The organism is Paenibacillus sp. J22TS3, assembly GCF_018403205.1.
GTDB lineage: Bacteria > Bacillota > Bacilli > Paenibacillales > Paenibacillaceae > Fontibacillus > Fontibacillus tuaregi.
The window spans coordinates 207,195-228,917 of the sequence record NZ_BOSF01000006.1 but is presented as its reverse complement, the minus strand read 5'-3'; the positions used below and the strand labels follow the sequence as shown (position 1 = coordinate 228,917).

At 48.6% G+C, this 21,723-nt stretch carries 22 protein-coding genes; 9 read left to right on the top strand and 13 right to left on the bottom strand.

What is annotated here, in order from left to right; all coding sequences use genetic code 11:
- Positions 1-46: 46 nt before the first annotated feature.
- On the bottom strand, positions 47-1,285 hold the full coding sequence (locus KJS63_RS19390) for a cation:proton antiporter (protein WP_213620634.1): 1,239 nt from the start codon (positions 1,283-1,285) through the stop codon (positions 47-49).
- Between the two features lie 340 nt (positions 1,286-1,625).
- Here KJS63_RS19390 and KJS63_RS19385 point away from each other — a divergent pair, with 340 nt between their 5' ends.
- The gene (locus KJS63_RS19385; RefSeq protein ID WP_213620719.1) at positions 1,626-2,450 is read left to right on the top strand and encodes a DUF2935 domain-containing protein; all 825 of its coding nucleotides are present in this window, start codon (positions 1,626-1,628) and stop codon (positions 2,448-2,450) included.
- Positions 2,451-2,805: 355 nt separating this feature from the next.
- On the opposite strand, the gene KJS63_RS19380 is transcribed toward KJS63_RS19385, so the two are convergent.
- The 3 genes from KJS63_RS19380 to KJS63_RS19370 form a co-directional block, all read right to left on the bottom strand.
- Positions 2,806-3,435, bottom strand: coding sequence for a PspA/IM30 family protein (locus KJS63_RS19380; RefSeq protein WP_213620633.1), 630 nt, complete (start codon positions 3,433-3,435; stop codon positions 2,806-2,808).
- A gap of 23 nt (positions 3,436-3,458) precedes the next feature.
- A complete protein-coding gene (locus KJS63_RS19375) occupies positions 3,459-4,544 on the bottom strand; it encodes a hypothetical protein (RefSeq protein WP_213620632.1) in 1,086 nt (361 codons plus the stop codon).
- 264 nt (positions 4,545-4,808) lie between these two features.
- The gene (locus KJS63_RS19370; RefSeq protein ID WP_213620631.1) at positions 4,809-5,735 is read right to left on the bottom strand and encodes an EamA family transporter; all 927 of its coding nucleotides are present in this window, start codon (positions 5,733-5,735) and stop codon (positions 4,809-4,811) included.
- Between the two features lie 118 nt (positions 5,736-5,853).
- Between KJS63_RS19370 and KJS63_RS19365 the strand changes: the two genes are divergently transcribed.
- Positions 5,854-6,741 (top strand): AraC family transcriptional regulator, encoded by an 888-nt coding sequence (locus KJS63_RS19365; RefSeq protein ID WP_213620630.1) that lies wholly within the window; start codon positions 5,854-5,856, stop codon positions 6,739-6,741.
- 50 nt (positions 6,742-6,791) lie between these two features.
- Here the strand turns inward: KJS63_RS19365 and KJS63_RS19360 are convergent, their stop codons facing one another.
- The 3 genes from KJS63_RS19360 to KJS63_RS19350 are packed head-to-tail and all read right to left on the bottom strand — an operon-like array spanning position 6,792 to position 9,073.
- On the bottom strand, positions 6,792-7,322 hold the full coding sequence (locus KJS63_RS19360; protein ID WP_213620629.1) for a GNAT family N-acetyltransferase: 531 nt from the start codon (positions 7,320-7,322) through the stop codon (positions 6,792-6,794).
- A 25-nt stretch (positions 7,323-7,347) separates the two neighbouring features.
- Positions 7,348-8,547 (bottom strand): DUF4179 domain-containing protein, encoded by a 1,200-nt coding sequence (locus KJS63_RS19355; RefSeq protein ID WP_213620628.1) that lies wholly within the window; start codon positions 8,545-8,547, stop codon positions 7,348-7,350.
- A complete protein-coding gene (locus tag KJS63_RS19350; protein WP_213620718.1) occupies positions 8,534-9,073 on the bottom strand; it encodes a sigma-70 family RNA polymerase sigma factor in 540 nt (179 codons plus the stop codon). Before KJS63_RS19350 ends, KJS63_RS19355 begins: the two co-directional genes overlap by 14 nt.
- A gap of 247 nt (positions 9,074-9,320) precedes the next feature.
- Between KJS63_RS19350 and KJS63_RS19345 the strand changes: the two genes are divergently transcribed.
- The 4 genes from KJS63_RS19345 to KJS63_RS19330 all read left to right on the top strand — a co-directional run bounded on the left by KJS63_RS19345 (position 9,321) and on the right by KJS63_RS19330 (position 13,555).
- Positions 9,321-10,778 (top strand): MDR family MFS transporter, encoded by a 1,458-nt coding sequence (locus KJS63_RS19345; protein ID WP_213620627.1) that lies wholly within the window; start codon positions 9,321-9,323, stop codon positions 10,776-10,778.
- 30 nt (positions 10,779-10,808) lie between these two features.
- Entirely contained in the window at positions 10,809-11,087 is a 279-nt protein-coding gene (locus tag KJS63_RS19340; RefSeq protein WP_213620626.1) for a DUF1648 domain-containing protein, read from the top strand.
- Between the two features lie 45 nt (positions 11,088-11,132).
- Positions 11,133-12,590, top strand: a complete 1,458-nt coding sequence (locus tag KJS63_RS19335; RefSeq protein WP_213620625.1) for an alpha/beta hydrolase family protein — start codon at positions 11,133-11,135, stop codon at positions 12,588-12,590.
- A gap of 89 nt (positions 12,591-12,679) precedes the next feature.
- Positions 12,680-13,555, top strand: a complete 876-nt coding sequence (locus KJS63_RS19330; RefSeq protein WP_213620624.1) for a TetR/AcrR family transcriptional regulator — start codon at positions 12,680-12,682, stop codon at positions 13,553-13,555.
- Positions 13,556-13,612: 57 nt separating this feature from the next.
- Here the strand turns inward: KJS63_RS19330 and KJS63_RS19325 are convergent, their stop codons facing one another.
- The 4 genes from KJS63_RS19325 to KJS63_RS19310 form a co-directional block, all read right to left on the bottom strand.
- Complete coding sequence (locus KJS63_RS19325) at positions 13,613-14,590, bottom strand: DUF5643 domain-containing protein (protein WP_213620623.1); 978 nt, start codon at positions 14,588-14,590, stop codon at positions 13,613-13,615.
- Between the two features lie 111 nt (positions 14,591-14,701).
- A complete protein-coding gene (locus KJS63_RS19320) occupies positions 14,702-15,898 on the bottom strand; it encodes an Acg family FMN-binding oxidoreductase (protein ID WP_213620622.1) in 1,197 nt (398 codons plus the stop codon).
- A gap of 17 nt (positions 15,899-15,915) precedes the next feature.
- Positions 15,916-16,566 (bottom strand): TetR/AcrR family transcriptional regulator, encoded by a 651-nt coding sequence (locus KJS63_RS19315; protein ID WP_244862684.1) that lies wholly within the window; start codon positions 16,564-16,566, stop codon positions 15,916-15,918.
- A gap of 181 nt (positions 16,567-16,747) precedes the next feature.
- Positions 16,748-17,083 (bottom strand): hypothetical protein, encoded by a 336-nt coding sequence (locus KJS63_RS19310; RefSeq protein WP_068614031.1) that lies wholly within the window; start codon positions 17,081-17,083, stop codon positions 16,748-16,750.
- Between the two features lie 340 nt (positions 17,084-17,423).
- Between KJS63_RS19310 and KJS63_RS19305 the strand changes: the two genes are divergently transcribed.
- The gene (locus tag KJS63_RS19305; RefSeq protein ID WP_244862691.1) at positions 17,424-18,083 is read left to right on the top strand and encodes a L,D-transpeptidase family protein; all 660 of its coding nucleotides are present in this window, start codon (positions 17,424-17,426) and stop codon (positions 18,081-18,083) included.
- Positions 18,084-18,135: 52 nt separating this feature from the next.
- Here the strand turns inward: KJS63_RS19305 and KJS63_RS19300 are convergent, their stop codons facing one another.
- On the bottom strand, positions 18,136-19,014 hold the full coding sequence (locus tag KJS63_RS19300; protein WP_213620620.1) for a helix-turn-helix transcriptional regulator: 879 nt from the start codon (positions 19,012-19,014) through the stop codon (positions 18,136-18,138).
- A 196-nt stretch (positions 19,015-19,210) separates the two neighbouring features.
- On the opposite strand from KJS63_RS19300, the gene KJS63_RS19295 reads away from it, so the two are divergent.
- Positions 19,211-19,780: an NADPH-dependent FMN reductase gene (locus KJS63_RS19295; protein WP_213620619.1), complete on the top strand. Its 570-nt coding sequence runs from the start codon at positions 19,211-19,213 to the stop codon at positions 19,778-19,780.
- A gap of 23 nt (positions 19,781-19,803) precedes the next feature.
- Complete coding sequence (locus KJS63_RS19290) at positions 19,804-20,106, top strand: Dabb family protein (protein ID WP_213620618.1); 303 nt, start codon at positions 19,804-19,806, stop codon at positions 20,104-20,106.
- A gap of 265 nt (positions 20,107-20,371) precedes the next feature.
- On the opposite strand, the gene KJS63_RS19285 is transcribed toward KJS63_RS19290, so the two are convergent.
- Positions 20,372-21,688: an MFS transporter gene (locus KJS63_RS19285; RefSeq protein ID WP_213620617.1), complete on the bottom strand. Its 1,317-nt coding sequence runs from the start codon at positions 21,686-21,688 to the stop codon at positions 20,372-20,374.
- Positions 21,689-21,723 lie beyond the last annotated feature (35 nt).

Sequence of the window (21,723 nt, the reverse complement as noted above, 5' to 3'; positions counted from 1 at the left end):
TTTAAGTCCCCGTAATTATAACAAGGGCAGCTTGAAGTTGTAAAGGTTAATCCTGCGCAGCTTCTTGTTTCGGACCTCCAAGACCAAGCTTCAGGACCAGCGGCTTGATCGTTAGACCCTGCACAAGCAAGGAGAATAAGACCACACTGAAGGTTAGCACCAGAATGCTGTCTCGTCCCTCAAAGCCCGGAGGCAAGCTCAGGGCCAATGCGATAGACAAGCTGCCCTTCAGACCGCCCCAGTTAAGCACCGATTTCCAGGCTCTGGGGAAGCTCTTCATCATAGAGACACTTGTGTACAACGCCAAGGTTCTTCCCACAAGTACGATCAGGATCGCAAGAGCGATCATGCCCCATTTGTCCGAGAAATTTATATTCTTGATCTCCAGACCAATCATCAGGAAGATCAGGGAGTTAGCAATCAAGGTCACGACATCCCAAAAGGAGTTGATATTGGTCTCAGTCGTCTCCGACATGCCAATTCTCGCGCCATAGCTGCCAAAGATAAGCCCGCTGACCACCACAGCGATAACCCCGGATACATGAAAATGCTCGGCGATGAAGTAGCTTCCAAAGAACAGCAGCATGGAGAATCCGATCTCGAGCGGATAGTCGTCATAGAACCGGATGAGCTGGGAGAACAGATACCCCAGGATGGCTCCCACCGCGATGCCACCGAGTGAGAACTTCAAAAAGAGCAGCAGGCCGCTTCCGAGACCAGCCCACCCCATCTCCATGTAAGAAAGCAGGTATACTGAGGAAATCTGGAACAGCACCACCGCAATCCCGTCATTGAACAGAGATTCCCCTTCGATAATGGTGACAACGGACTTCGGCACTCCCAGTGACTTGAAGATCGAGATGACACTGATCGGATCGGTCGCACTCATCAGGGAAGCGAAGGTGAAAGCTACTATCAGGGGCAGGCCCAGCAGATAATAGCTGGATAGCGCGATAATTAGAAAAGAGAGCAGCGTGCCTCCAAACGCAAGCGCCAACACAGGCTTGCTCTGTTCTCTAAGGTGGGGGAACGGCAGCTTCAGCGTAGCGTCTCCTAAGAGAATGGGCAGAAACAGCGAAATAATGATCGCCTGGAAAATGTGAGACTGCGTCACGTAAGTCTCCGCCTCTTCCAGCACGGGAATATGTGTCATCCCAAGCAGAAGACCCACGATCACGAGAGCAATCGAATAGGGAATATTAATCTTCTTCGCAATGGCAATAACGAACATGGAAATAGCCAGCAGAATAAGAAGCTGGATGAAAATTTCATTGAACATATGCATATGAGAGCCCCCTTGTTCCCTGCTTGCAAACGGAAAGCGATTGGCAAGGAACGGTATATTTTATCATAACCAAGTCTGCGGCAGTTCAAGCCTGCCGCTTTGGAGCCAGGTCACAGCGGGTCTGCACCGATACAAAAGAAGACAAAAGGAGCCCGCTGTTGGCAGGCTCCTCCGGTTAATCTCCGTTATAAAATTCATGGTCATTATAGCAAGTACTATAGTGCGGTGTAAAGGTGAATCTTGGGAAACCGGACGTTCTTTATTCGGATGGGGCCGCATATATTTTAGACGGATTCATCATAAGCAGGATACTGCCGGATCGGAGTGAATCAATTTGACCGTGAATAGACCCATTACCGTGTGGGAGGAGCATGCCTTCTGGCTTCCCATTCTACAAGACCATGCTATATTTGTGTTTGATTATCTAGCCCCTTACGAGCAGCAGTGGATTTCAGCGGCCGAGCACTACATCAGGTCCTTTGGAGGCTTGATCGACAGGCTGAATGAAATTCCGAAGGACGAGGATGTCACATCCGAGCGGATGATCGCTTTTGCCAAGGAGGCTTGGCCGGTCGCCAAAGGTTATTACGACCTGGAAGGAAACCTTCAGAGCCAACGGATTAATAATGCGGTTCAAGTCAGCCTGTCGCCCACCTACTTTAACGGTACCCTAAATGAGAACCAGGAGTATCTTCGCCTGCTGTCTTATTATATGCAAGGCCAAACCGCACCTCCCCTATCCCTTGTACAACTGCTTGATCTGTGGCTGGATGATCAGCTAGGCCATGCGATTCTGCTGCGGAACTCCCTTGATCCTATCGAGCAGGAGATCATCCAGCGCATCGACCTATACTCGGCTAAGTTTGAGAGCTTCATAGTTCAGAATCATCAGATGAAAGGCTATCTGCGGTTCTCCCCGCCCGGAATCCGGCGGCAGCAGCTCATGGCTCATGAAGTGGGGGTCACGGTGCTGGAGATGAACAGCTTCATCAGCATGGTGGTGTCCCGTTATCAAAACTCGGAGGTGCTGAATAAAACAACCCTACGGTTTCTGGAGCACCATTTTCCGGAAACGTGTTATTTCATTATTCAGCTTAGCGCGTTCGCTCCCGAGCTGCGGAATGTGGCGATGAACTGCTCGCTTAAGAAACCTTCTTTTGTCTGAGGTGAGATTGATCTTGGAGGAGCTGAGATCAGAGGGCCTGAGATTTTGACTCTTTGGATTTTGGATTGAGGATTTGGAATTTGGAAAGGTAATCTTACAAAAGATAAAGAGACCGTTCCTGCCGAACGGCCTCTCACTTTGTTTTATGACTTTATCTTAAAAGTACTATTTGTATTTAAATGACTTCTGGATAGATGCAGCTTCCCATCGTGGTTATCTCTGGATAATATGAATTATCTTTTAGTGTTAGAAGGAGGCTAAGGAGGCCTAGCGTTCCTAGGAACCAGGAACCAGGAACCACCTAGTTCTACCGGGATAATTGCCTCAGGCATTTGAGGCTAACACCAAACCTTCACTACTTCTGCTCCTTGCCCTCTTCCTTGCTCTCTTCCTTCTCCTTGTTCTTCAACATAAGCTCGATCTCTTCGTCGATTGTCGACTGGCGCCCCATCTTCGCTTCCCGCTCAGCCTCGGCCCAAATCGCCCTGTCTTTGATGCGGTCTACCGCTGTTACGAAGTCACGGTCCTCGGACATGGTCCGATTCGTGTTCAGTTGGGTCAGCGCCGCCCTTGAACGGGAGATGAGCTCATCGCGCTTCTCCTTCGCGGCTCTCAACTCCTGGTTCGCACGTGCATACCGTGCCTTCAGCCCATCCAAGCGGCCTTTGAGAGACACAGCCTCCTCGGCCGCTTCCTGTATTCTCCGCTCACTCTCGTGTGCCTCGCCCAGAAGCCTGCGTGCCAGTTCCAGATTGTCCTGCTGCACGGCCAGCTCCGCCTGCTGCCTCGCCAGTCCCCGTTCAAGAGCAAGCCTTTTCTGGCGCTCCGTCAGCGTTAACAGCTCGGACTCCCAACGGCTTACGTGAATGTCCAGCTCCCGCAGTTGTTCCTGGACCGCCTCAATATACCTGAGACTCATCTCCTCTGGGCTGTCCTCTGACTTTTGATTGGAGAAAAGACCCTTAAGATGCCTAAACACTTCCATGCCGCTACCCGCCTTCAACTATATTAATCTTCGCAATACTGACGTTCATACGCCTTCTCGAAGGAAGGACTGGTCAGAAATTCCCCAGGGGCTCCATCATCACCATACTCGTATACAAAGTGATGACCGCTCGGAATGACCCGCCCAAGAATCTTGACGGAGTGCGCCCCGACTTGGTAGACAGAAGGAAACGGACAGCAGTACCAGTATGAGGTCTCCTGGATGAGCCCTTTGCTGAGCAGATCTTCCACGGTTGTTTCATATTCTCTTTCGATCTCCGTAATCACACAACCCTGCCAATGCTCGGTTAAATCCTCAACTGCCTGCTCCCATTCACCGGCCCGGCGGATTTCTGGAATCGCCCTCTTGGAGGTCACCTTCCAGATATCATTGGAATCGAGCTTGCAGGTGCGGTAATTTTCTATAGGAGTATCCTGAATAATTTCCGGGGCTTTCAGTCCCTGAGCGATCACAATATAGTTGGATAGAGCCATCCAATACTGCTTCTCGGCATCTTCATGGCTTTCCACGGATACCCGCCTGCCGCCAGAGATAATGCCCACAATTGCATCACCGGACTGCTTGCGGGTACGGGCCTCTTCATACAGGAGGATTACATTCTTGAAGCGGTCCTTCTCTTTACGCACCGCCTCGACCTCATCAGCGACCAACTCCTCCATCACAGCTGCGGCACGGCGCAGACCTGCTAAGTGTTCAACTGGACAGGGACTCGGCCCTTCCAGCTGCCCACCCAGCCGGATCGGCAGCAGTACACGGCTGGAGCCCGGGAAGGCTGCTTCCTGTCTTGAAGCTATGATAAGATCCGGGATCGCCCCATACCAGATGTCCGCCTGGTCATGAGTAATCACGGGAATCGCCTTCCGCGCCCCTTCCGGGCCGGACAGGGCGTCCCCCAGCATAGCATCCGCCATCATCTGTTTGCTTCGGGCGGCCTGCATATAGGCCAAGGCAAGCGGGGATGTACAGCCTGCTAGCTCAACATGAAGCTCGTAGACCTGTTCACCCAATCTTTTGTAACTCTCAAGATGTTCGATCGGGCACTTCTTCTGCCCGGTAAAGCTCTCGCGGATCTTATCAAATAACCCCATCTTACTCCAGCTCCTCATAAATAAATGAACGTTAAACTTCTTAAAGTTTATTACGTGAATCTTAGAGGTTTGTTCCAGCATATGGAATGCCTAATGTAAATTCTAACAGTAAAATGAGGGCTGGATAAGGGGCCAGCAAAGATTTAGTTGAACGAATTTACCTGAAATTCGATATCAGTGATGTTTGATGCTTCTGGTAATCTTCGTGTGGCTCCAGCTTTTTAGATTAGGCAATAAAACTTCTATCTCCGACCAGCTGATGAGCTATTCATTGTTAGAAAGTTGGTTAGTCCTTGAAGAAGAGTCTTTATTCAAAGCCAATAATAAAATCATTACAATGATACAAGCGGTACCTATCCATTGGAAAATTCCAAAGAATACTTTTAACCAAAAGACTGTTGTTATAACGGCAGCTAGCGGTTCTACGCTTCCTAAAAGGCTTGATTCTTGAGGTGAAAGGCTCTGTAAGCTTTCTATATAGAACCAAAATGCAATCATCGTGCCAAAAATAATAACAAAAACTAATAATAAATACGCTTCTAGCGTTAAGCTATTAAAGTCCATTTGCCAAGGCGGATGAATAAAACTTAATGCAGAACCACCGATAATCATAGCCCAGCCAACAATGACAAGTGAATCATATTGCTTTAATAAGCGGACGGCATATAAAGTGTAAAATGCCAATGCAGCGCCAGAGAGTATTCCCCATATGATTGCAAGTAACGGCACAGACAGCTGAGAGAAAGAGCCGTTGGTTAATAACAAAAAGCAGCCAATTAAAACAAGCAACACAGTTAATACATCTTTTCTTGTTAGAACAGATTTCTTGCTTAATATTAAGTAAATAATAATCATGACAGGTGCCAAATATTGTAACAGCGTTGCCACCGCAGCATTGCCACTTTTTATGGAGACCATGTAGGTGTATTGAACCCCAAGCATACCGATCAATCCAAAAATCAACAATTGAACGGCTGATCTTCTATTTTTCCAGACCCCAAGGATTTGGGAGCGGTCCTTGCCAAAGAATTGAACCGTTAAGAGTAATATACCTGCAATGAGTAACCGGGTTGTTACAAGCCAATTTACATCAATTGAGTATTGTTGAAAAAGCTTCTTTGCAACCGTACCCCCAATCCCCCAAAATATCGCTCCTGTAATAACAAGAAATAAACCTTTTCCTCTGTTCATGATTGATTTCTCCACCTTAAATATAAATATCGTGTTGTGATATTGTAATATTAAGTGGAACAACCACGAACCGATACTTGAATCGAATCAAAAAGTATAAAAATATTGAGGTAGCATTATGCAAATCAGAGATTTTATGATTGACCAAAGTTTAAAAGAATTAACAGAACACCGCACAGTTGTGTTACCGGTTGCGTGTTACGAAACAAGGATTAACCATAATATTAGTGGATATATCCCCCTTCACTGGCATGATGAAATTCAATTTGTTCAAGTTGTAAAAGGAGAAGCCATCTTTCAAATCAATGAAGAAAAACTCACGGTTCGAGAAGGCGAGGGACTGTTCATAAACAGCGGCTGCCTGCACATGGCCATAGATAAAGGTGATTCGGGCTGTGTTTATATTTGTCTAAATGTTTCTCCACATTTTGTTTTATCACAAGAGCTTTATACAACCTATGTGAATCCCTATATTAAAGCGACCAATTTCCCCTTCTTACACTTAGGCGCAGAGGACAACTGGGAGATAAACATTTTAGAGGCTATTGTAAAGATCAATCAATTGATACAGCAAAAGCCACCCTACTATGAAATCGACGTAAGCACTCAGTTATCGTTAATTTGGAAAAACTTAATAATCAATGGGGTTAAATTAGAGTACGAGCAAGCGGAAGTGTTAAAGAACCATCGAATGAAACAAATGCTAAATTGGATACACGCACATTACGCCGAGAAGGTTCTCCTGGACGATATTGCACGTGCCGGTCAGCTGAGCCGTTCCGAATGCTGTAGATATTTTAAACGAATTTTGAAGAAAACACCCTTAAACTACGTAACCGATTACCGAATTCAAAAGAGCTTAATTCTACTGCAGCAATCCGAATCTAGTGTCACAGATGTTGCTTATCAAGTAGGCTTTAACAGCACAAGTTATTTCATTGATCAGTTTCGAAAGTCGATGAATATGACACCACTAGCATACAAGAAATATAAAAAAGTGAATTAACAAAGGCTCCGTACAATCACCCTCTGAATGAATGGAGCCCAAGTTCTGCTTCAATCCGTAGCCAACAACGAATAGAGATTGAGATCGATGAACTTCCCTTTGGATTTCTCCGACTGTCTTAGGGTTCCTTCATAAGTAAAATGCAATTTCTTAAGCACCTTAATCGAGTTGACATTCTCAGGTTCGACTTTGGCCTCCATTCTATGAAGGCTCAGGCCATGGAAAGCATATTCGATTAGGCATGATAGAGCCTCCGGGATATAACCCTTGCCCCAATAATCTTTATGAAGGTCATAGCCGATTTCGGCTTTAGCATTCTCAAAGTCCAAGGCATTGAAGCCGCAAGATCCAATAATTGTATTCGATTCGGACTCGATGATAGAATAACGGATCGCCTGGTTCTCCTTAGCCAGGTTGTCAAGCAGTGCAATCATCTGCTTGGCCTGAGCTTCATTCGTGAAAGGTTCAATGTTCATGAACCTGGTTACTTCAGGATCAGACCAAATTTCGAATAAATGCGCTGAGTCTGATAGCTCCATCTTTCTCAGCATTAATCTGTTAGTGTGCAGCTCTAAAATCACTCTGCTTCATCTCCATTCCACACGTTTATGGGTTGTATAACTTCTCAATTCGTGAACGGTCCACCGGAACCTTGATATTCAATCCATCGATGTATTGTTTCAGAATCTCTCCGTTCTTGTCAATTGCGAACTTGCCCGAAGAAGCCGAAGAGTCTTCGAGTACCGTTTTAAACGGCCTTATCGCAATTGAATCCGGCGCCTCCTTGAAGCGGTCCAGCACCAGTTCCACGGTCTCTGTCTTTCGGTCCGGATAGATACCTTTACCTCCGATAAGATGTGCTTTCTCTCCGTGATTCCCTTCAACCTCAAAGAACAGACTGTTCTTCTCCGCTGCAGTAAGTTCATGATCGGCATGAATCTTCATTCTGAGAATGGTCGAGATTGGGGAGAACTCTATCTGTTCAAGAGTTACATCCAGCCCGTTCAAATGCTTCGTATCTCCGGATTGTACTGTGACCCGATTGGAATTTTTGTGGACAGGGAGCGAAATGACATACGGCTCCTTGATGCCCTTCAAAGCGATCTTTACCGTTAGATCAAATTCATCAGGCAGATGTGCCGAATTCGCATTAGACAGATCACTGTTGTTTAACACTTGAAACAACGCTGCATCCGGATTAGAGGACGGCCCCCACTGGATCTCCGGCCTGTATCCTCCTGGATAATCCGCTGTGGAAACACCGTTCACGAGCAGGTCCACATCTTGGATAGCTCCTGCCTTATTCCTTGACTCCTGTGAGTTATCACTAGATGTATCCTTCGATCCGGTAATTCCCGCCTGGAAATTTCCGCCTTCCCGCTCAACAGGAAACGACAACAGGGTTCCGTCAAACACTACCTCACGAATATTCAAGGTAACCCCCTCATGGGTATCAAAAGCATTGGAAACCGCGACAAGCCCCTGATCCCCGGCCGTCCGCAATCCTAATTCATCCGCAAGCTTGAAGATTCCCCCAACCACAGGGAGTTGCTTGAATGCCTGAGCCATCGCGTGGGATACGAATCCGCTGCCTAGGATGGCGATCAGCGCTGCTGCCGTAACGGCCGCTGCGACCCTTCCTGGTCTTTGTACCAGCTTTCGGGTTCTCTGTCCGGCAGGCTGGGCAAGCTCAGCTAAAGAAGCATAGACCTGATCCTGCCGCTTGCGGATAATATCAGGAACCGGGGTTTTCTGCTGAGCCTTGGCTGATTCCCGCAGCTCCCTCTCCATTTCAAATAGACTCATAGGACAAACCGCCCTCCTTTCTCTTCTTCACCCAGTCCGCCAGGATGCCTCGTGCCCGGTGCAGCCTGGCCCTTACAGCGCCTTCCGAAATACCCAATACCTCGGAAATTTGTTTAATCGGCAGATCCTGATAATAAAATAAGTGGATGACGATCCGCAGGTTTTCGTCCAACCGGTTGACCGCCTCCTCAAGATCTATCTTTTGATAGTCCTGATAATAAGCACCAGCTTCGCCAGACGCCTCTGGAAGCTCGTCCATAACTACGGTACGCTGCCGGTTCCGCAGCAATTGATTGCATTCATTAATGAGTATCCGGATGATCCAGGTTCTGAAAAATTCCGGTTTTTTCAATGAGGTCAGCGACTTATATGCTTTAAGTGTTGCTTCCTGCATAGCGTCTGCACAGTCTTCATCACGTCTAAGAATGGACTTTGCCAAGCTGTACAGCCGGGGCTCCAATTCCCGTATAATCCGGACAAATGCATCCAGGTCTCCCCGCTGCGCTTTCTTGACTTCAAGTTCCATCGTCCACACTGTTGCGTTCATCTCCTTTAGAAGGGCCCTCTATGGATTAGATGGTTTGGCAGCCTGAAATGTTATATTTCGGTGCAAACCGATAATCCGAAAGACTTCCCGGGTTAAACAAACAAGTTGAATCATTGACACACGGGAGCGGCCTAGTTATGATGTATTCTAAAATGACCATATGGTTTTTTCAAGAACTAATTGGTCATTTGTGTTCATATTTTCTAAGAAAGTAGGTTGCAACAACATGTCTATCGCTCTTGCAGCACCCAACAACGATGAAGACAAGCCATTCTCTATGAAGGATGTCATGGCCCCGCTTTTTGCTGTCATTATTGGGACCTTCATGGTCATTCTGGACAGCACTGTCGTTAATGTCGCGATTCCCACGCTGGTTGATTACTTCCATAGTTCGCTCCATACGATTCAATGGTCTGTAACCGCCTATACACTCTCACTGTCCGCCGTAATTCCCCTGGCCGGCTGGATGTCAGATAAATTTGGCTCAAAGCGGGTATTCCTGGTTTCGATTGGCCTGTTCACCATTGGATCGGTTCTATGCGCATTCGCCCAAACTCCGGAGCAGCTGATTTTTTTCCGGATTCTGCAGGGTCTGGGAGGCGGTATGGTATCCCCTATTGGAATGGCCATGGTCTATCGTATTGCTCCTGCCGATCGGCGGGGCTCCATTATCGGAATGTTCGGCATTCCTATGCTGCTTGCGCCAGCACTGGGGCCAGTACTCTCCGGTTGGCTGGTGGAATATGTGAATTGGTCGTGGATATTTCTGATCAACCTTCCCATCGGCATCTTAGGCATATGGATTGGAAAAAAACATCTGCCCTCGTTCCAAGGACACGAGGCTCCGTCCCTGGATATTACAGGCATAATTCTGGGCCCCCTTGCCTTTGCCTTGATTACCTTTGGCGTTAGCGAAGGGGGCGTAAGCTGGACTTCAACCCGGACCCTAACCGGCTTGATCGCTGGGGGAGCCGCACTCATCTTGTTCGTGCTTTCCTGTCTGTGGAAGAAGCAGCCTCTGCTTGAGCTGAGGGTATTCCGATCCTCCGATTTCACACGCGGCATTGTGACATCCTGGATTATGCAGGCCGCTTTGTTCGGCACCGTGCTGCTGTTCCCGCTCCTGCTCCAGCAGGTCAAGCATTACTCGCCGCTGTCCACAGGGCTGATCCTGCTGCCACAGGCGGCAGGATCCATGATCTTTATGCCTTTGGCCGGCCGTCTCTTCGATAAAGTAGGGGCACGCCCGCCACTTATCGCCGGAATGACACTCATCACCGGCGGGTTGTTCGCTATGTCTTGCCTGAAGTCCGACACGCCACTTGCGATTCTGATGGTCATCTTATTTCTGCTCGGCTCCGGCATGGGGCTGTCCATGATGTCTTTGAATACGCATGTATTAAATGCGACTCCGCGCCATCTGGTGAGCAGGGTCACTCCGCTTACCAGCGCTTTGCAGCAGGTGGTGGTTTCATTTGCCATCGCAGGGTTTACCGGCTACCTGGGGTCCCGGATGACTACACAAATGCATAGTGTTGGCGCAAAGATAAATCCGCTGGAATCCGGGATAGCCGCCTTTGGAGATACCTTTCTCCTTGCTGCATGTGTTGCTTGCGCGGGACTTGTGCTGAGCTTTTTTATCCGCAAGCCCAAACCTGAGGTTCAAGAATCCGCTCGCGCGTAACTTCATCACTGATTTATAGGAGGAAGCCCCATGATCAAGTGGCTATTTCATTCCAATACACTGGTCTTGATCCTTGTCCTGTCCTTATTGCTGTCACTTATCGCAGTCGGGTTATGTCCCATGAACATTCCCATTCACTTTAATGGGGGACAAGCGGACCGATTCGTCAATAAATATCTCGGCTTGTTCCTGTTTCCAGTCTTGATGATCCTGGGGCTGGCACTGTACAAGATGAAATACAAAGCGGCCTGGGCAGTATATATCTGTTTCGCGCTCCATCTCTACCTGCTTTACAATGCATTAATTTGAAGGCAAACTTATAAAGTTACAGAGAATATTTAGGAGGTTTTTTGTTTGAGATTGTGGGAGTTCGTTCTTATTTTGCTTATTGTAGGTTTATCATTCATGTTCATATGGAGACCCAGGCTGATTCGAAGCCTGCGGATGTACGCAGCCCCTCTTCTCGGTGCTGCGGGAATTGTACAAGTGACGGTCGAAGGCTGCAGATGGCAGATGATCCCCGCCTATGTGGGGGCAGTCGTGCTGGCCGCCTGCATTCTATGGGGGAAGCCGGAAGGAACCAAACGCAGCCGGAGAATTGGAGCTGCCTCCCTGGGGTCTGTTCTATTCCTGATCTATGCCGCACTGATGACTGCACTGCCTGTGCTTTTGCCCGTGTTCACCTTTGAGAAGCCGACCGGCTCCTATCCAGTGGGAACCACGGTATATCACTGGGTTGATTCACAGCGGGCCGATGAATATTCGTCCGATCCGAAGGCCCGCCGCGAGCTGATGGTCCAGATCTGGTACCCTGCCAGCCCAGCTACCGCTGGACCGACTGAGCCTTATAGCCGCCATGTGGGAGCAGTTACGAAAGGCCTCGAGAACGCACTATCTTTTCCGGCATGGACGCTTAGCCACTTGGGCCTGGTCAAAACGCATGCTTATGACGATGCCGTTCTGTCCAATGCCGAGAAGCGCTATCCAGTGTTGATCTTTTCCCACGGCATGACGGGCTTCCGCAATCAGAATACGTTCCAGGTCGAGGAGCTCGTCAGCCATGGATATATCGTGGTGGGCATCGACCATGCTTATGACGCAGCGGCGACAGTCTATCCCGATGGAAGGGAAGTCCTGCTGAAACCAAACAACCTGACGGGCTTCGATCAGCTTGACGGACATATGCCGTTATGGACAGGCGATGTGTCTTTTGTGCTGGATCAACTTGAGCTTTTGAATAAGAAGGATACATCAGGACGGTTTACCGGCCGCCTTGATCTGGGCCGTATCGGTATGTTCGGGCACTCTTTCGGGGGGGCAACGGCGGCACAAATGCTGATGAAGGATTCCCGCATCCAGGCTGCTCTTAATATGGACGGGACGCTATATGGGGAGCCGATGCCGGAGACAGGCTTGGGTAAGCCTTATTTGCAGATGAGTGGGGCCAAGAGCATCGATAGAGCCGTGTTTGAAAGCTCGCTGGACCAAGCTGTCGCCAAGAGTGGAAGAAGCCGGGAATCGTATGAAAACTCGTGGAATGAGACGGTGAAACGCAGGACTAATGCCTTAAAAGGCGGAGGGTATTCTATGACTATTCCACATACCTCCCATATGAGCTATACGGACTTCCATCTGTTCTCCCCTCTTCTGCAAGAGAAAGGCGAGAAGCCGCGGGAGGTTCATCACATCGTCAATGAGGTAAGCTTGGCTTTCTTTGATCGATATGTGAAGGGCGGCAGCGCTATATCCATGTCAGACCTGTCCAAGAAATACCCGGAAATTCATCTGACTCAGACCGCCAGCGGAAAATAGTACTCATCTTAGAAGACGATATGTTTATGGTGGATGGCTGTGGCAAAAAGCTGTATGATAGATACGATTTTCAAAGGAGGCAGCAATACATGAGTATGCTGAAGGAAAAGATTCTACAATCCGCCATCCGCCTCTTCGCCGAGAAGGGGTATCAGTCCACGTCCATCCAGGATATCGCCGATGATTGCAGCATCGCCAAAGGCTCTCTGTACAAGCATTTTAGCTCGAAAGAGGAACTGTACATTAATATATTGGAGAAACGCCAACAGGCGATGGTTGAGGCTGTGGATCGGATCAGGAGAATGCAGCTGGCTCCAAGAGACACCTTCTTGGAGGAAATCGCATATCAGTTCGATTTCTATGTCGAGCACGGATACTATATATCAAGGGATCACAATGAGCTTCCACCCGTCAATAATGAAAGGATCGAAACCGTCATTAATCAGATCCGCAGAAACATGTTCCTGTATTACGGCGACATTCTGAGCCGCCACTACGGGCCGGTTATCGAGGATTGGAAATGGGATATGACCGCTATGCTGAGCGGTTTGATACGGGAGTATACCTTTCATTTACTGTTTGGCCATAAACCGATGAAGAAGAAACAGCTCGCTTTGTTTATTGCCGAAAGGATGGACGATCTTATGCAGGGTCTGCAAGCCCGTTCGTCCACCCCCATACTGACAGACAACCTTATGACGGAATATCTCCAAGTTGATCTTAAGAGGCTGTATATCTCTTTAAAAGTTCGGAGTGAGGCCCTTATAGATATGGTCTTGTCCATCATTCCTGATATAGCAGCACCGAATCAGAGAAAAAAAGAACTGCTTGAGGTTGCCTCCATGCTGAAGGACGAACTCGCCAAAGAGCAGCCGAGGAGCTTCCTGCTGCGGGCTCTGATACGCGATCTCGAAGCTGAAAGCGAGCTTTCCTTCTACATGAATCAACTGCAGCAGTTCATTTAAAAGACCCAAAACATCCCGCTGCGGAATCCCCTCGCAGCGGGATGTTCATTTAGTTGCTTATTTTATCTTCAGATTCATCTCCAGGTCTTGGATATACTCTTTCACCACATCACCCTTGTCATCTACCTTGAACTGCCCACTCGTGGCCCCCGGCTCAGCAAAGACTGGCTTGAACGGCTTGACCGTAATGGATTTCAGGGCTTTTCCTTGCGTATTCAGAAGGAAGTCGTTGTACATCACTCCCTTAGCTCCGTTCTCATCGGTGCCTCTTCCGCCGGAGATCGTGTCGAGCCGCTTGCCTTGATCATCATAGAAATCATACAGGATAGTCGAGTTCGCTTCCTGCCCCTTTACGATCAACTGTAGGCGTGTTGATTGAGAGGTTACGCTGGCTTTCTTGAGTGTCATGGAGAGGTCGCCTGACTTTTTGGTCAGATTCGGGCTTAGCTTCAGGGCACTTCCGGCCTCTTTTTGCACCGGAATGTCCAGGGTATATAACTCGTTCACACCCTCCAGCTTAATCTTCGCTGTAAGCTTGAACTGATCGGGCAGCGCTTTAAGGCTGGCTTTCTCTCCAAGCCAGGTGGCATCCGCCATACTGATCAGCACCTTGTCCTTTGTGGAACCGGCTTCCCAGCTTAAGCTTGGCCGCTCCCACAGATTGCTGCCGCCATACGTATTTACCGATACTCCGTTAATAAACAACTCAATTGTTGAAATTGCGCCCTTTTCCAGGATGCGCTCGTCCTTCTGATCATCCCACTTCGAATCGGTGATACCGCCAATGAGTCCTTTTCCATCCCTTTGCACTTCAAGAAGCACCACGTTGCCGTCATATGTTACCTTGGAAATTCCAAGTGAAATATTCTGGTGGCTGACACTCTTAACCCCAGCCTTGTTCGTGTTGACAGAGGCGGGAGCAGTTTTGGCCGTGGATTTTTGAGCTGGCGCAGCTTGCGCCGCACCCCACACGCCACCTCCCACAAGAGCTCCAGTCAGTACAGCGGTAGTCATCACTTTATATATGGTTTTCATCTTATAGTTCCTCCTAATGGTTAGTACTTCTTCTCTCTGAGGGCCCTCTATAAGATTAGATGGATGTGTACTCGCAAAAGTTATATGGCTCAACAAAAAGACTGGGAATGGTCACTGGGTAAGGAAGTCTAGAGCATCCCTCCGCATCGTTGGTGCGGCTGATTTGGTGGGTGCGCCCACACGCACAAGCATCTGGATCGTGCCCCCACGGGCAGCGTAATCCCGGTGGATGCTGTAGTACTGCCGCTCCATCTCCGGGTATTCCTCCAGCACTTGACTGACCGGCTGCATGACGAGGCCGAGACTGTGTGCACTTAGAATTAGACGACTGTAGAGCATTCCAGCAAGAACCTGCTGGGTTCGGCTGTTGCCTTCGGTAAGGATCATGGCATAGGCTGGAGTATGCCCGGCAGCGGCTTGGGTGGATCTGATTATCATATCCGAAGAGGCCTGCTCATTATTAAGAAAAGGGAATATCGTAATCAAGCCCTGCATCATGTGCTTCATAAAACCTGTCGTTCCCTGTCCTTCCAGGGAAAAACCATAACGGTATCGGTTCTTCTCATATTCATTCCCCCGGAATATCCGGCGGGATTCCTCGTTAATCCGGTGTACACCGGCCTCAATCGCTGCTCCTGTTACAGCGTATTGTCCTAAGCGCTCTACGTTACTTGAATCCTGGAAAATATGCAGAGCAACGCCTGCTTCTTGCCGGGCCCTCTGCAGAGCATCCGCCTGCCCTGGTGATAACGGGGTGGCCTCGTACGGCTCCCGGTTCGTGTCAGGCAGGTACATGAACGGGTACAGCGGATTCTCCTGCGGCGGAGCTTTCGCCAGTGTGATTTTGGCAACGGGCTTGGCGCTCATGCTTGCCTTCAGGTCCCGCTCATCATATTCCCCTTCTGGGAATAGGGCAATGGTAGTCTTATATCCAAGCTCGGCCCCCGCGATCCTTATGTACTCCAGAAAAGTCCCTTGGGAGACCATCGTCTGACGCGCGAAGGGGTCTACTTCAGGGGTTAAACGCTTCGCATCAGCATACAGCCGGAAGACCATGTGATCCTTCGGATCAAGGACCACCTTCCATGGTTGCATATTGTGTCCGTTGGCAGCCAAGATGCCATGAGAGACAAGCTTGACCCTTGGGTCGCCGAATTGCTTGGAATAGCTTTTGTTCCAGGGCTCCAAATATCGGGATGGGGCAAAAATCCCACTTGTAATAAACAGGACAGCCATACAGATGGCAGCCACGGACAGAATTATAATCAAGATCATTAACATTTTATTGTTCACCGCTTTATTAATCATTCTCACTTCCTCTGGATCTATCGCTCAATAGACCGGATCAACAGATCAAAAGCACCGGATACAAGCTGTTCCGGGTCTGCCTGGTGGTAAGTCTTGATATAGCGACGCTTCTTCTTCGCGGTTCTAAAGACACCAAGCACACAGGCCCACAGAACGAGAGCTGTATTCACTGGATCGATATCAGCACGGATCACACCTTGTTTCTTGCCATCTTGAAGTATGCCGGTCAAATAACCGAGAATCCGCTCTCCCAGCCGATAGCACTCCTCCCTGGAATCCTCTGGGACACTCTGGTCGAAATCCATCTCCCCGTTCTCATATTCCATAATGGCATCGAAGTACGCCGGATACTTGTTGCTGTATTCATACAGAGTGCTGGCAATTTGCCGCAGCTGCTGCAAAGCTGATTCGCTGCTGGTTGTCGTATGTGGGAGCAGCATCTGATCCAGCAGCTTGTAGCCCCGGGTCATAATTTCAAAATAAATCTGTTCCTTACTGTTGAAATAAACGTAAACCGTTCTTTTGCTGAACTCTGCTTCTTTAGAAATATCGTCCATCGTGGCTGAATGATATCCTTTGCTAAAAATGATTCTCTCCGCCGCATCGATAATTTCATTCCTGCGAACCAGTTTCTCTCTATCTTTCCGTTCTTTCGTACCTATAACCAACACCTCCTCAGTAACTCTAAGTACACTAAGTAAACTATAAGTTTACTTAGTGCCATTTTAGTATACCTTTAAATTCAAGTCAACTGGGCGGGAGTTGGAAGGAATCATGCGAAAAGCCGCAGCTCCTTATATAAGGACTCTGCGGCTCCAGTTACTAGACGAAAACGACGTAAGCTGTAAATTAATTAAAGTTAAGAACCCCATTCAGATCCACCAAGCCTAAATGATAGGCTTTTTGTATCGCTTCATAACGTTGGCGCGCGAATAGGCTCGCCCCATTTTGCTGCTCGTAGATTCTATTATAGTCCACTTCCTCAGACGGTGTGCGGCGGGCCAGATTAGCGTGAAGCACTTGATTTCTCTCCATCGCGCTCATAAACTGCTCAAAACTCATAGATTGGGACGAACGAGTCGGGATTCCCCTCTCTTCATTCTGTACCCGATTCACAATTGTCAATTTCGTATACGCGGCAAATTCAGGTGTAAATTTTCCATCAACAACGGCGCTAATTGCCATAGAAATACCTCCTTTCCGTTGAACTCTGGAAGGACGATAGATCCCTCCATAAGATTAGATGGATGAGATCCCTAAAAGGTTATATTTTCCTGAGAAAAAGTGGACCAGCTCAGTTAACCCAGCTTTCTTTACACCTCTCCCAAACATACAGATATGTTTAGCTACAACAACCATTGCTCGTCAATAAAAGAAAACCACGAAAAAGAGCAGTTGCCTCATGGCATGCTGCTCCTTTTTGACATACTTATCGGACGTATACCCACGTATAAAATGCCCTTAATCGTTATAAAATAGCCAAAACTAACGAAAAGGGGGGCTGTGGAAAATGCTCCGTTTTTATATGTTTGTATTATTGCTCACACTTAACCCCTTTGAAAATAAAAACTCATTTCCCGATCCCTCCCTGCCTATCGTGGCAGATCAGGGGGATTTCGCTATCGAGGTTTATCCTTCTAACCACCGTTTGGTTGTAAGGATGAAAGACCGCACAATTAAAAAATATACGATCGCAGTCGGAAATCCATCAACTCCAACCCCCATTGGAGAATACCAGATCGTATACAAAGGCAAGGACTGGGGTGCTGCGTTCGGGCCACGCTGGCTGGGTCTGAATGTTCCTTGGGGAACCTATGGCATACACGGCACGAACAAGCCTTATTCCATTGGACAACACCTCAGTCACGGATGCATACGTATGCGTAACCGTGACATCATGGAATTATTCGATATGGTTCCTGTCGGAACAAAAGTCACGATCTATGGTCATGTCCTGGGTGATCCCTTGCAGGATGCAAGAACACTTGCGGAGGGAGACGTCGGCGCAGACGTTCAATTAGTGCAATCCCGACTGAAAAGTGCCGGATATTTTACCGGTATTTGTAATGGCAAATTTCGCTCGGATACAACCATAGCCCTCAAAAAGTTCCAAAAGGATCACAAGCTTGTGCAGAACGGAGTCATCTCATCCAAAGTATATGAAGAACTTGGTCTCCTTGAATAATTGGACAGCCAAATATTAGAGCCCACCCTGGCTTCTTGTCCTATTTAGCACCCTAAACTCCTTGGAAAGATCCAAAAGGTTCCAAGTTCCCGGTCTGATAATCACTTACCAGCTGCTGCATTTTTTCCACCGTGCCGTCTTGATGGGGAACATGAAGGGAAACGGTCAAACTTGTATCGTTCAAAACCTGAAATGAAACAAAATCAAAATTCAAAATCCCGAGATTCGGACACTGCAGCGCTTTTGGTGCATCGATGGCATCAAGAACCTCCTGAGAATCCCAATATTCCTGAAACTCGCTGCTAGCTTGGCACAACGCCTCGAACTGCCCAGACCACCAAGGGTCGTCAGCGTGCCTGGCATATTCAGCATGAAATTTTGCGGCGATCCGCCTAGCATGCAGTTCCCATTGATCCCCTTTGATGTAACGAAAACGGGGAGAAGTAAACGTCATCCACACAAAATTCCTCTCCCTTTCAGACATAGCCGCGAGATCCCCATTCAGCGCGCAATAAGCATCATTCCAAGCAATAATGTTCATCCGTGCATCCATGACATTTGACGGGGACAAATTTTGGCTGTCCAAAAAGCGTTGAAGCTCAGGTGTTACCTCAGAGGTTTGCTTTGTTTCGATCAAGGGGATTTGCTTACGGGCGAGATAATACAAATGCCTGCGTTCCGGTTCATCAAGCCGAAGCACTTCTGCAATTCGATCAAGAACCTCAGCGGATACGTTGATATGGCGCCCTTGTTCCAGGTAGGTATACCAATCCAACCCCACGTCTGCAAGATAAGCCACCTCGCTGCGGCGAAGCCCCGGTGTCCGTCTACGCCCGTTCTCCGGCAGTCCCGCTTCCTCAGGAGTCATTCGTTCCCGGCGCATGCGTAAAAAGCGGGACAATTCCTCATAACGGTCCAATCTGTTCGACATGATCCCCATGCCTCCTATCTATTGATGAACATAGGATTCGCAATCCTACGATAACCAGATCTCTTCCTAGCCTCGTCAGGTCCATATACACTAGTCTATGTTCTCCTTAGGGAGAATAGCAAGAATGGATGAGACAATGGTGATCGGCTAAAGCCTGTTCATATCCATTCTAACCAATATGACTGAGGTGATGAAAATGAAAGTAGCTGCAATTGTCGGAAGCTTTCGCAAAGAATCCTTTAACTTAAAGTTAGCCTATTATATTCAAAACCGTTATAAGCACCTGTTTCAGTTGGATGTATTAAATATTCGGGATCTACCTTTCTACGATCAGGATATAGAGTCTGCTCCGCCGCAGCCAGTTATCGACTTTAAGGACAAAGTCACTGCTGCCGACGCAGTTTTATGGGTCACTCCGGAATATAATTCGACCATTCCCGGGGTGATGGCAAATGCGATTGACTGGTTATCCCGGGTCAACCAGGTCATGATCGGGAAGCCCTCATGGATTGTAGGGTCCTCCATGGGATTGTTGGGATCGGTAAAAGCGCAGGGCCATCTGCGCGACATTCTGTTTGCATCCGGCATTTCCTCACCGCTACTGCCGGGAAATGAAGTGTACATCGGCCTTGTTCATGAGAAGTTTAATGAGTCGGGTGAGCTGACAGATGAGCCTACCATTAAGTACCTTGACCTCGTAGCTGAAAATTTCGTGAAATGGATGAAGGAAATTTCCCAGATGAAACAGCTGGAAAATCAAGTATAAACATAAGACAGGGAGGAAGAAAGATGTTTGAGCATATTGTGCTTTTGAAGTTCAAGCCCGAGGCTTCCGATACGGAGAAAGAAAATGCAGTGAATCGCGCGCAGGACTTTAAAGAGAACATTCCGGGTATCGTAGATCTTAGCGCCGGGATTAACATGACAGAGGAAACAGAGCACATGCAGGGCTTCACGCTAGGGATTAGAGTCACTTTTGAAAATCAGCAGGCTTGCCGAAATTATATTCAGCACCCTCTGCATCAAGATTTTTTGCAATCCATTGGACCACTTGTTGAAGGGATTGTCGTTATGGATTACCCGTTTGCTTAACGAATGCTCTATATAAAAGCACTCCTCTAACAGCGTCAGGTTGTTATATTTCACCTTACTGCTGTTAGAGGAGTGTATTAGCGTGACCTCAATCATACTGGGGTCACGCTTTATTCATATTCCTATCCCTTGTTCTTACTGTCCTAGGCAGCCCCGAATGCCGCTCTAATGGCGGCACCGATTCCTTGCCCGCTGCAAGACTCTCCACCCATAGGACAAGTACAGCTAAGTTCTTGAACGAGCTGTTCGCTTCAAGAAAGCACGTCTACCCGGATACCTGCTGCAGAGGTTCTTCATGAGCGCATTTCTTGGTGCCAGACGGCCAAAGAACTCGCTGCAGAAGAAGACAGACAAGACCAAAGAGCAGAACGAGGAGACCGAGAACAAAGAACACTACTTCCACGCCGAATCCTCTGATCAGTAAACCACCGGTCAATGGAGCCGCGATCATGATCGTGCTGGACATCATGTTCTGGATTCCGAAAATCCGGCCAGTCATGTCTTCCGGCGTTTCTTTTTGCAGCACGTAATTGTTGGTTACCATAAATAGACCGTTGCCGATCCCGATCACAAAACCCAGCACAAGGCTCCAGATCTCCGGGGAGCCGGGACTCAGCAGCCCCATTGCGCCGATGGCAATCCCTATCAGGACAATGCCACCTCCGATCCCAGTGCCATAACTGATCCGGTTCCGGCGGTTCAAAATCATAATGGTGGCTGCGGCACCCACTCCGGTGGAAGCGACCATCCACCCCAGCAGGGATTCGTTATCCGGTGCAATTTCCCTGTAAAGCGTGGGAAACTGAAAATCAATCATAAGAATAACCAGGATAACGGTCATATTCACGATCAGCGTGCTCAGCAGAATCCGGCGCTGCAGCAGCACCGCCCAGCCCATCTTCCATTGTTCCATGAAGCTGAGTCTGTGCTCCGGACCGGCACCCTCATCCGAACCGACTGCTGCCTGTGGAGCCGTAAGATTCTCCTCAATACGGCGCAGCGTAAACAGAAGCAGACAGGATATCAGGCGGGTCACAGCGTTCACTAGAATGCACAGCTGCGGGGAAAGCACGGTCAGGACGACTGCCCCCAGCAGCGGGCCGGCGATTTTGGAAAATTGGTTGACGAGGCCATTGTAGGAAGTCGCCTTCAAAAGCTGGTCTTCACGGACCACCTGGCGTGTCAGCGCCTGATGTGACGGGACGCGGAATACGCCCATGGCGGCACGCAGCGCCAGAAGCGGCAGCAGCCAGGACATGCCGGGAGCAAACAGCAGCAGGACCGTCAGGACAGTCTCGGCAGCATCGGTGAACAGCATCAGGTTGACCTTTTTCCAGCGGTCCGCGACGACCCCAGCTAGCGATCCGAGAAGGATGCCCGGAAGGGCCATCATCACTGGAATCAGCGCGATCATTAAGGGGTCCGCCTGCCAGCGGTAGGCGACCAGAACCTCAATCGCAAAAGCATCAAACCATTCGCCGAACGAGGAGATGGCGTAAGCCGTAAACATTTTGGCATAGATACGGTTGGCCCAAACCGATTTGGCGGACGGCTGCGGCTCAGTAACAAGGGCTTGAGACATCAAAAATTCCTCCGTTAAGTAAGAGTGTGGTACTC

What these genes read in the sequence shown, in the direction of transcription:
- KJS63_RS19390 (WP_213620634.1), bottom strand. Translation starts at nt 1,285, where the DNA reads ATGCATATGTTCAATGAAATTTTCATCCAGCTTCTTATTCTGCTGGCT.
- KJS63_RS19380 (WP_213620633.1), bottom strand. Translation starts at nt 3,435, where the DNA reads ATGGAAGTGTTTAGGCATCTTAAGGGTCTTTTCTCCAATCAAAAGTCA.
- KJS63_RS19375 (WP_213620632.1), bottom strand. Translation starts at nt 4,544, where the DNA reads ATGGGGTTATTTGATAAGATCCGCGAGAGCTTTACCGGGCAGAAGAAG.
- KJS63_RS19370 (WP_213620631.1), bottom strand. Translation starts at nt 5,735, where the DNA reads ATGAACAGAGGAAAAGGTTTATTTCTTGTTATTACAGGAGCGATATTT.
- KJS63_RS19365 (WP_213620630.1), top strand. Translation starts at nt 5,854, where the DNA reads ATGCAAATCAGAGATTTTATGATTGACCAAAGTTTAAAAGAATTAACA.
- KJS63_RS19355 (WP_213620628.1), bottom strand. Translation starts at nt 8,547, where the DNA reads ATGAGTCTATTTGAAATGGAGAGGGAGCTGCGGGAATCAGCCAAGGCT.
- KJS63_RS19350 (WP_213620718.1), bottom strand. Translation starts at nt 9,073, where the DNA reads ATGGAACTTGAAGTCAAGAAAGCGCAGCGGGGAGACCTGGATGCATTT.
- KJS63_RS19345 (WP_213620627.1), top strand. Translation starts at nt 9,321, where the DNA reads ATGTCTATCGCTCTTGCAGCACCCAACAACGATGAAGACAAGCCATTC.
- KJS63_RS19340 (WP_213620626.1), top strand. Translation starts at nt 10,809, where the DNA reads ATGATCAAGTGGCTATTTCATTCCAATACACTGGTCTTGATCCTTGTC.
- KJS63_RS19330 (WP_213620624.1), top strand. Translation starts at nt 12,680, where the DNA reads ATGAGTATGCTGAAGGAAAAGATTCTACAATCCGCCATCCGCCTCTTC.
- KJS63_RS19325 (WP_213620623.1), bottom strand. Translation starts at nt 14,590, where the DNA reads ATGAAAACCATATATAAAGTGATGACTACCGCTGTACTGACTGGAGCT.
- KJS63_RS19320 (WP_213620622.1), bottom strand. Translation starts at nt 15,898, where the DNA reads ATGATTAATAAAGCGGTGAACAATAAAATGTTAATGATCTTGATTATA.
- KJS63_RS19310 (WP_068614031.1), bottom strand. Translation starts at nt 17,083, where the DNA reads ATGGCAATTAGCGCCGTTGTTGATGGAAAATTTACACCTGAATTTGCC.
- KJS63_RS19305 (WP_244862691.1), top strand. Translation starts at nt 17,424, where the DNA reads ATGTTTGTATTATTGCTCACACTTAACCCCTTTGAAAATAAAAACTCA.
- KJS63_RS19300 (WP_213620620.1), bottom strand. Translation starts at nt 19,014, where the DNA reads ATGTCGAACAGATTGGACCGTTATGAGGAATTGTCCCGCTTTTTACGC.
- KJS63_RS19295 (WP_213620619.1), top strand. Translation starts at nt 19,211, where the DNA reads ATGAAAGTAGCTGCAATTGTCGGAAGCTTTCGCAAAGAATCCTTTAAC.
- KJS63_RS19290 (WP_213620618.1), top strand. Translation starts at nt 19,804, where the DNA reads ATGTTTGAGCATATTGTGCTTTTGAAGTTCAAGCCCGAGGCTTCCGAT.
- KJS63_RS19285 (WP_213620617.1), bottom strand. Translation starts at nt 21,688, where the DNA reads ATGTCTCAAGCCCTTGTTACTGAGCCGCAGCCGTCCGCCAAATCGGTT.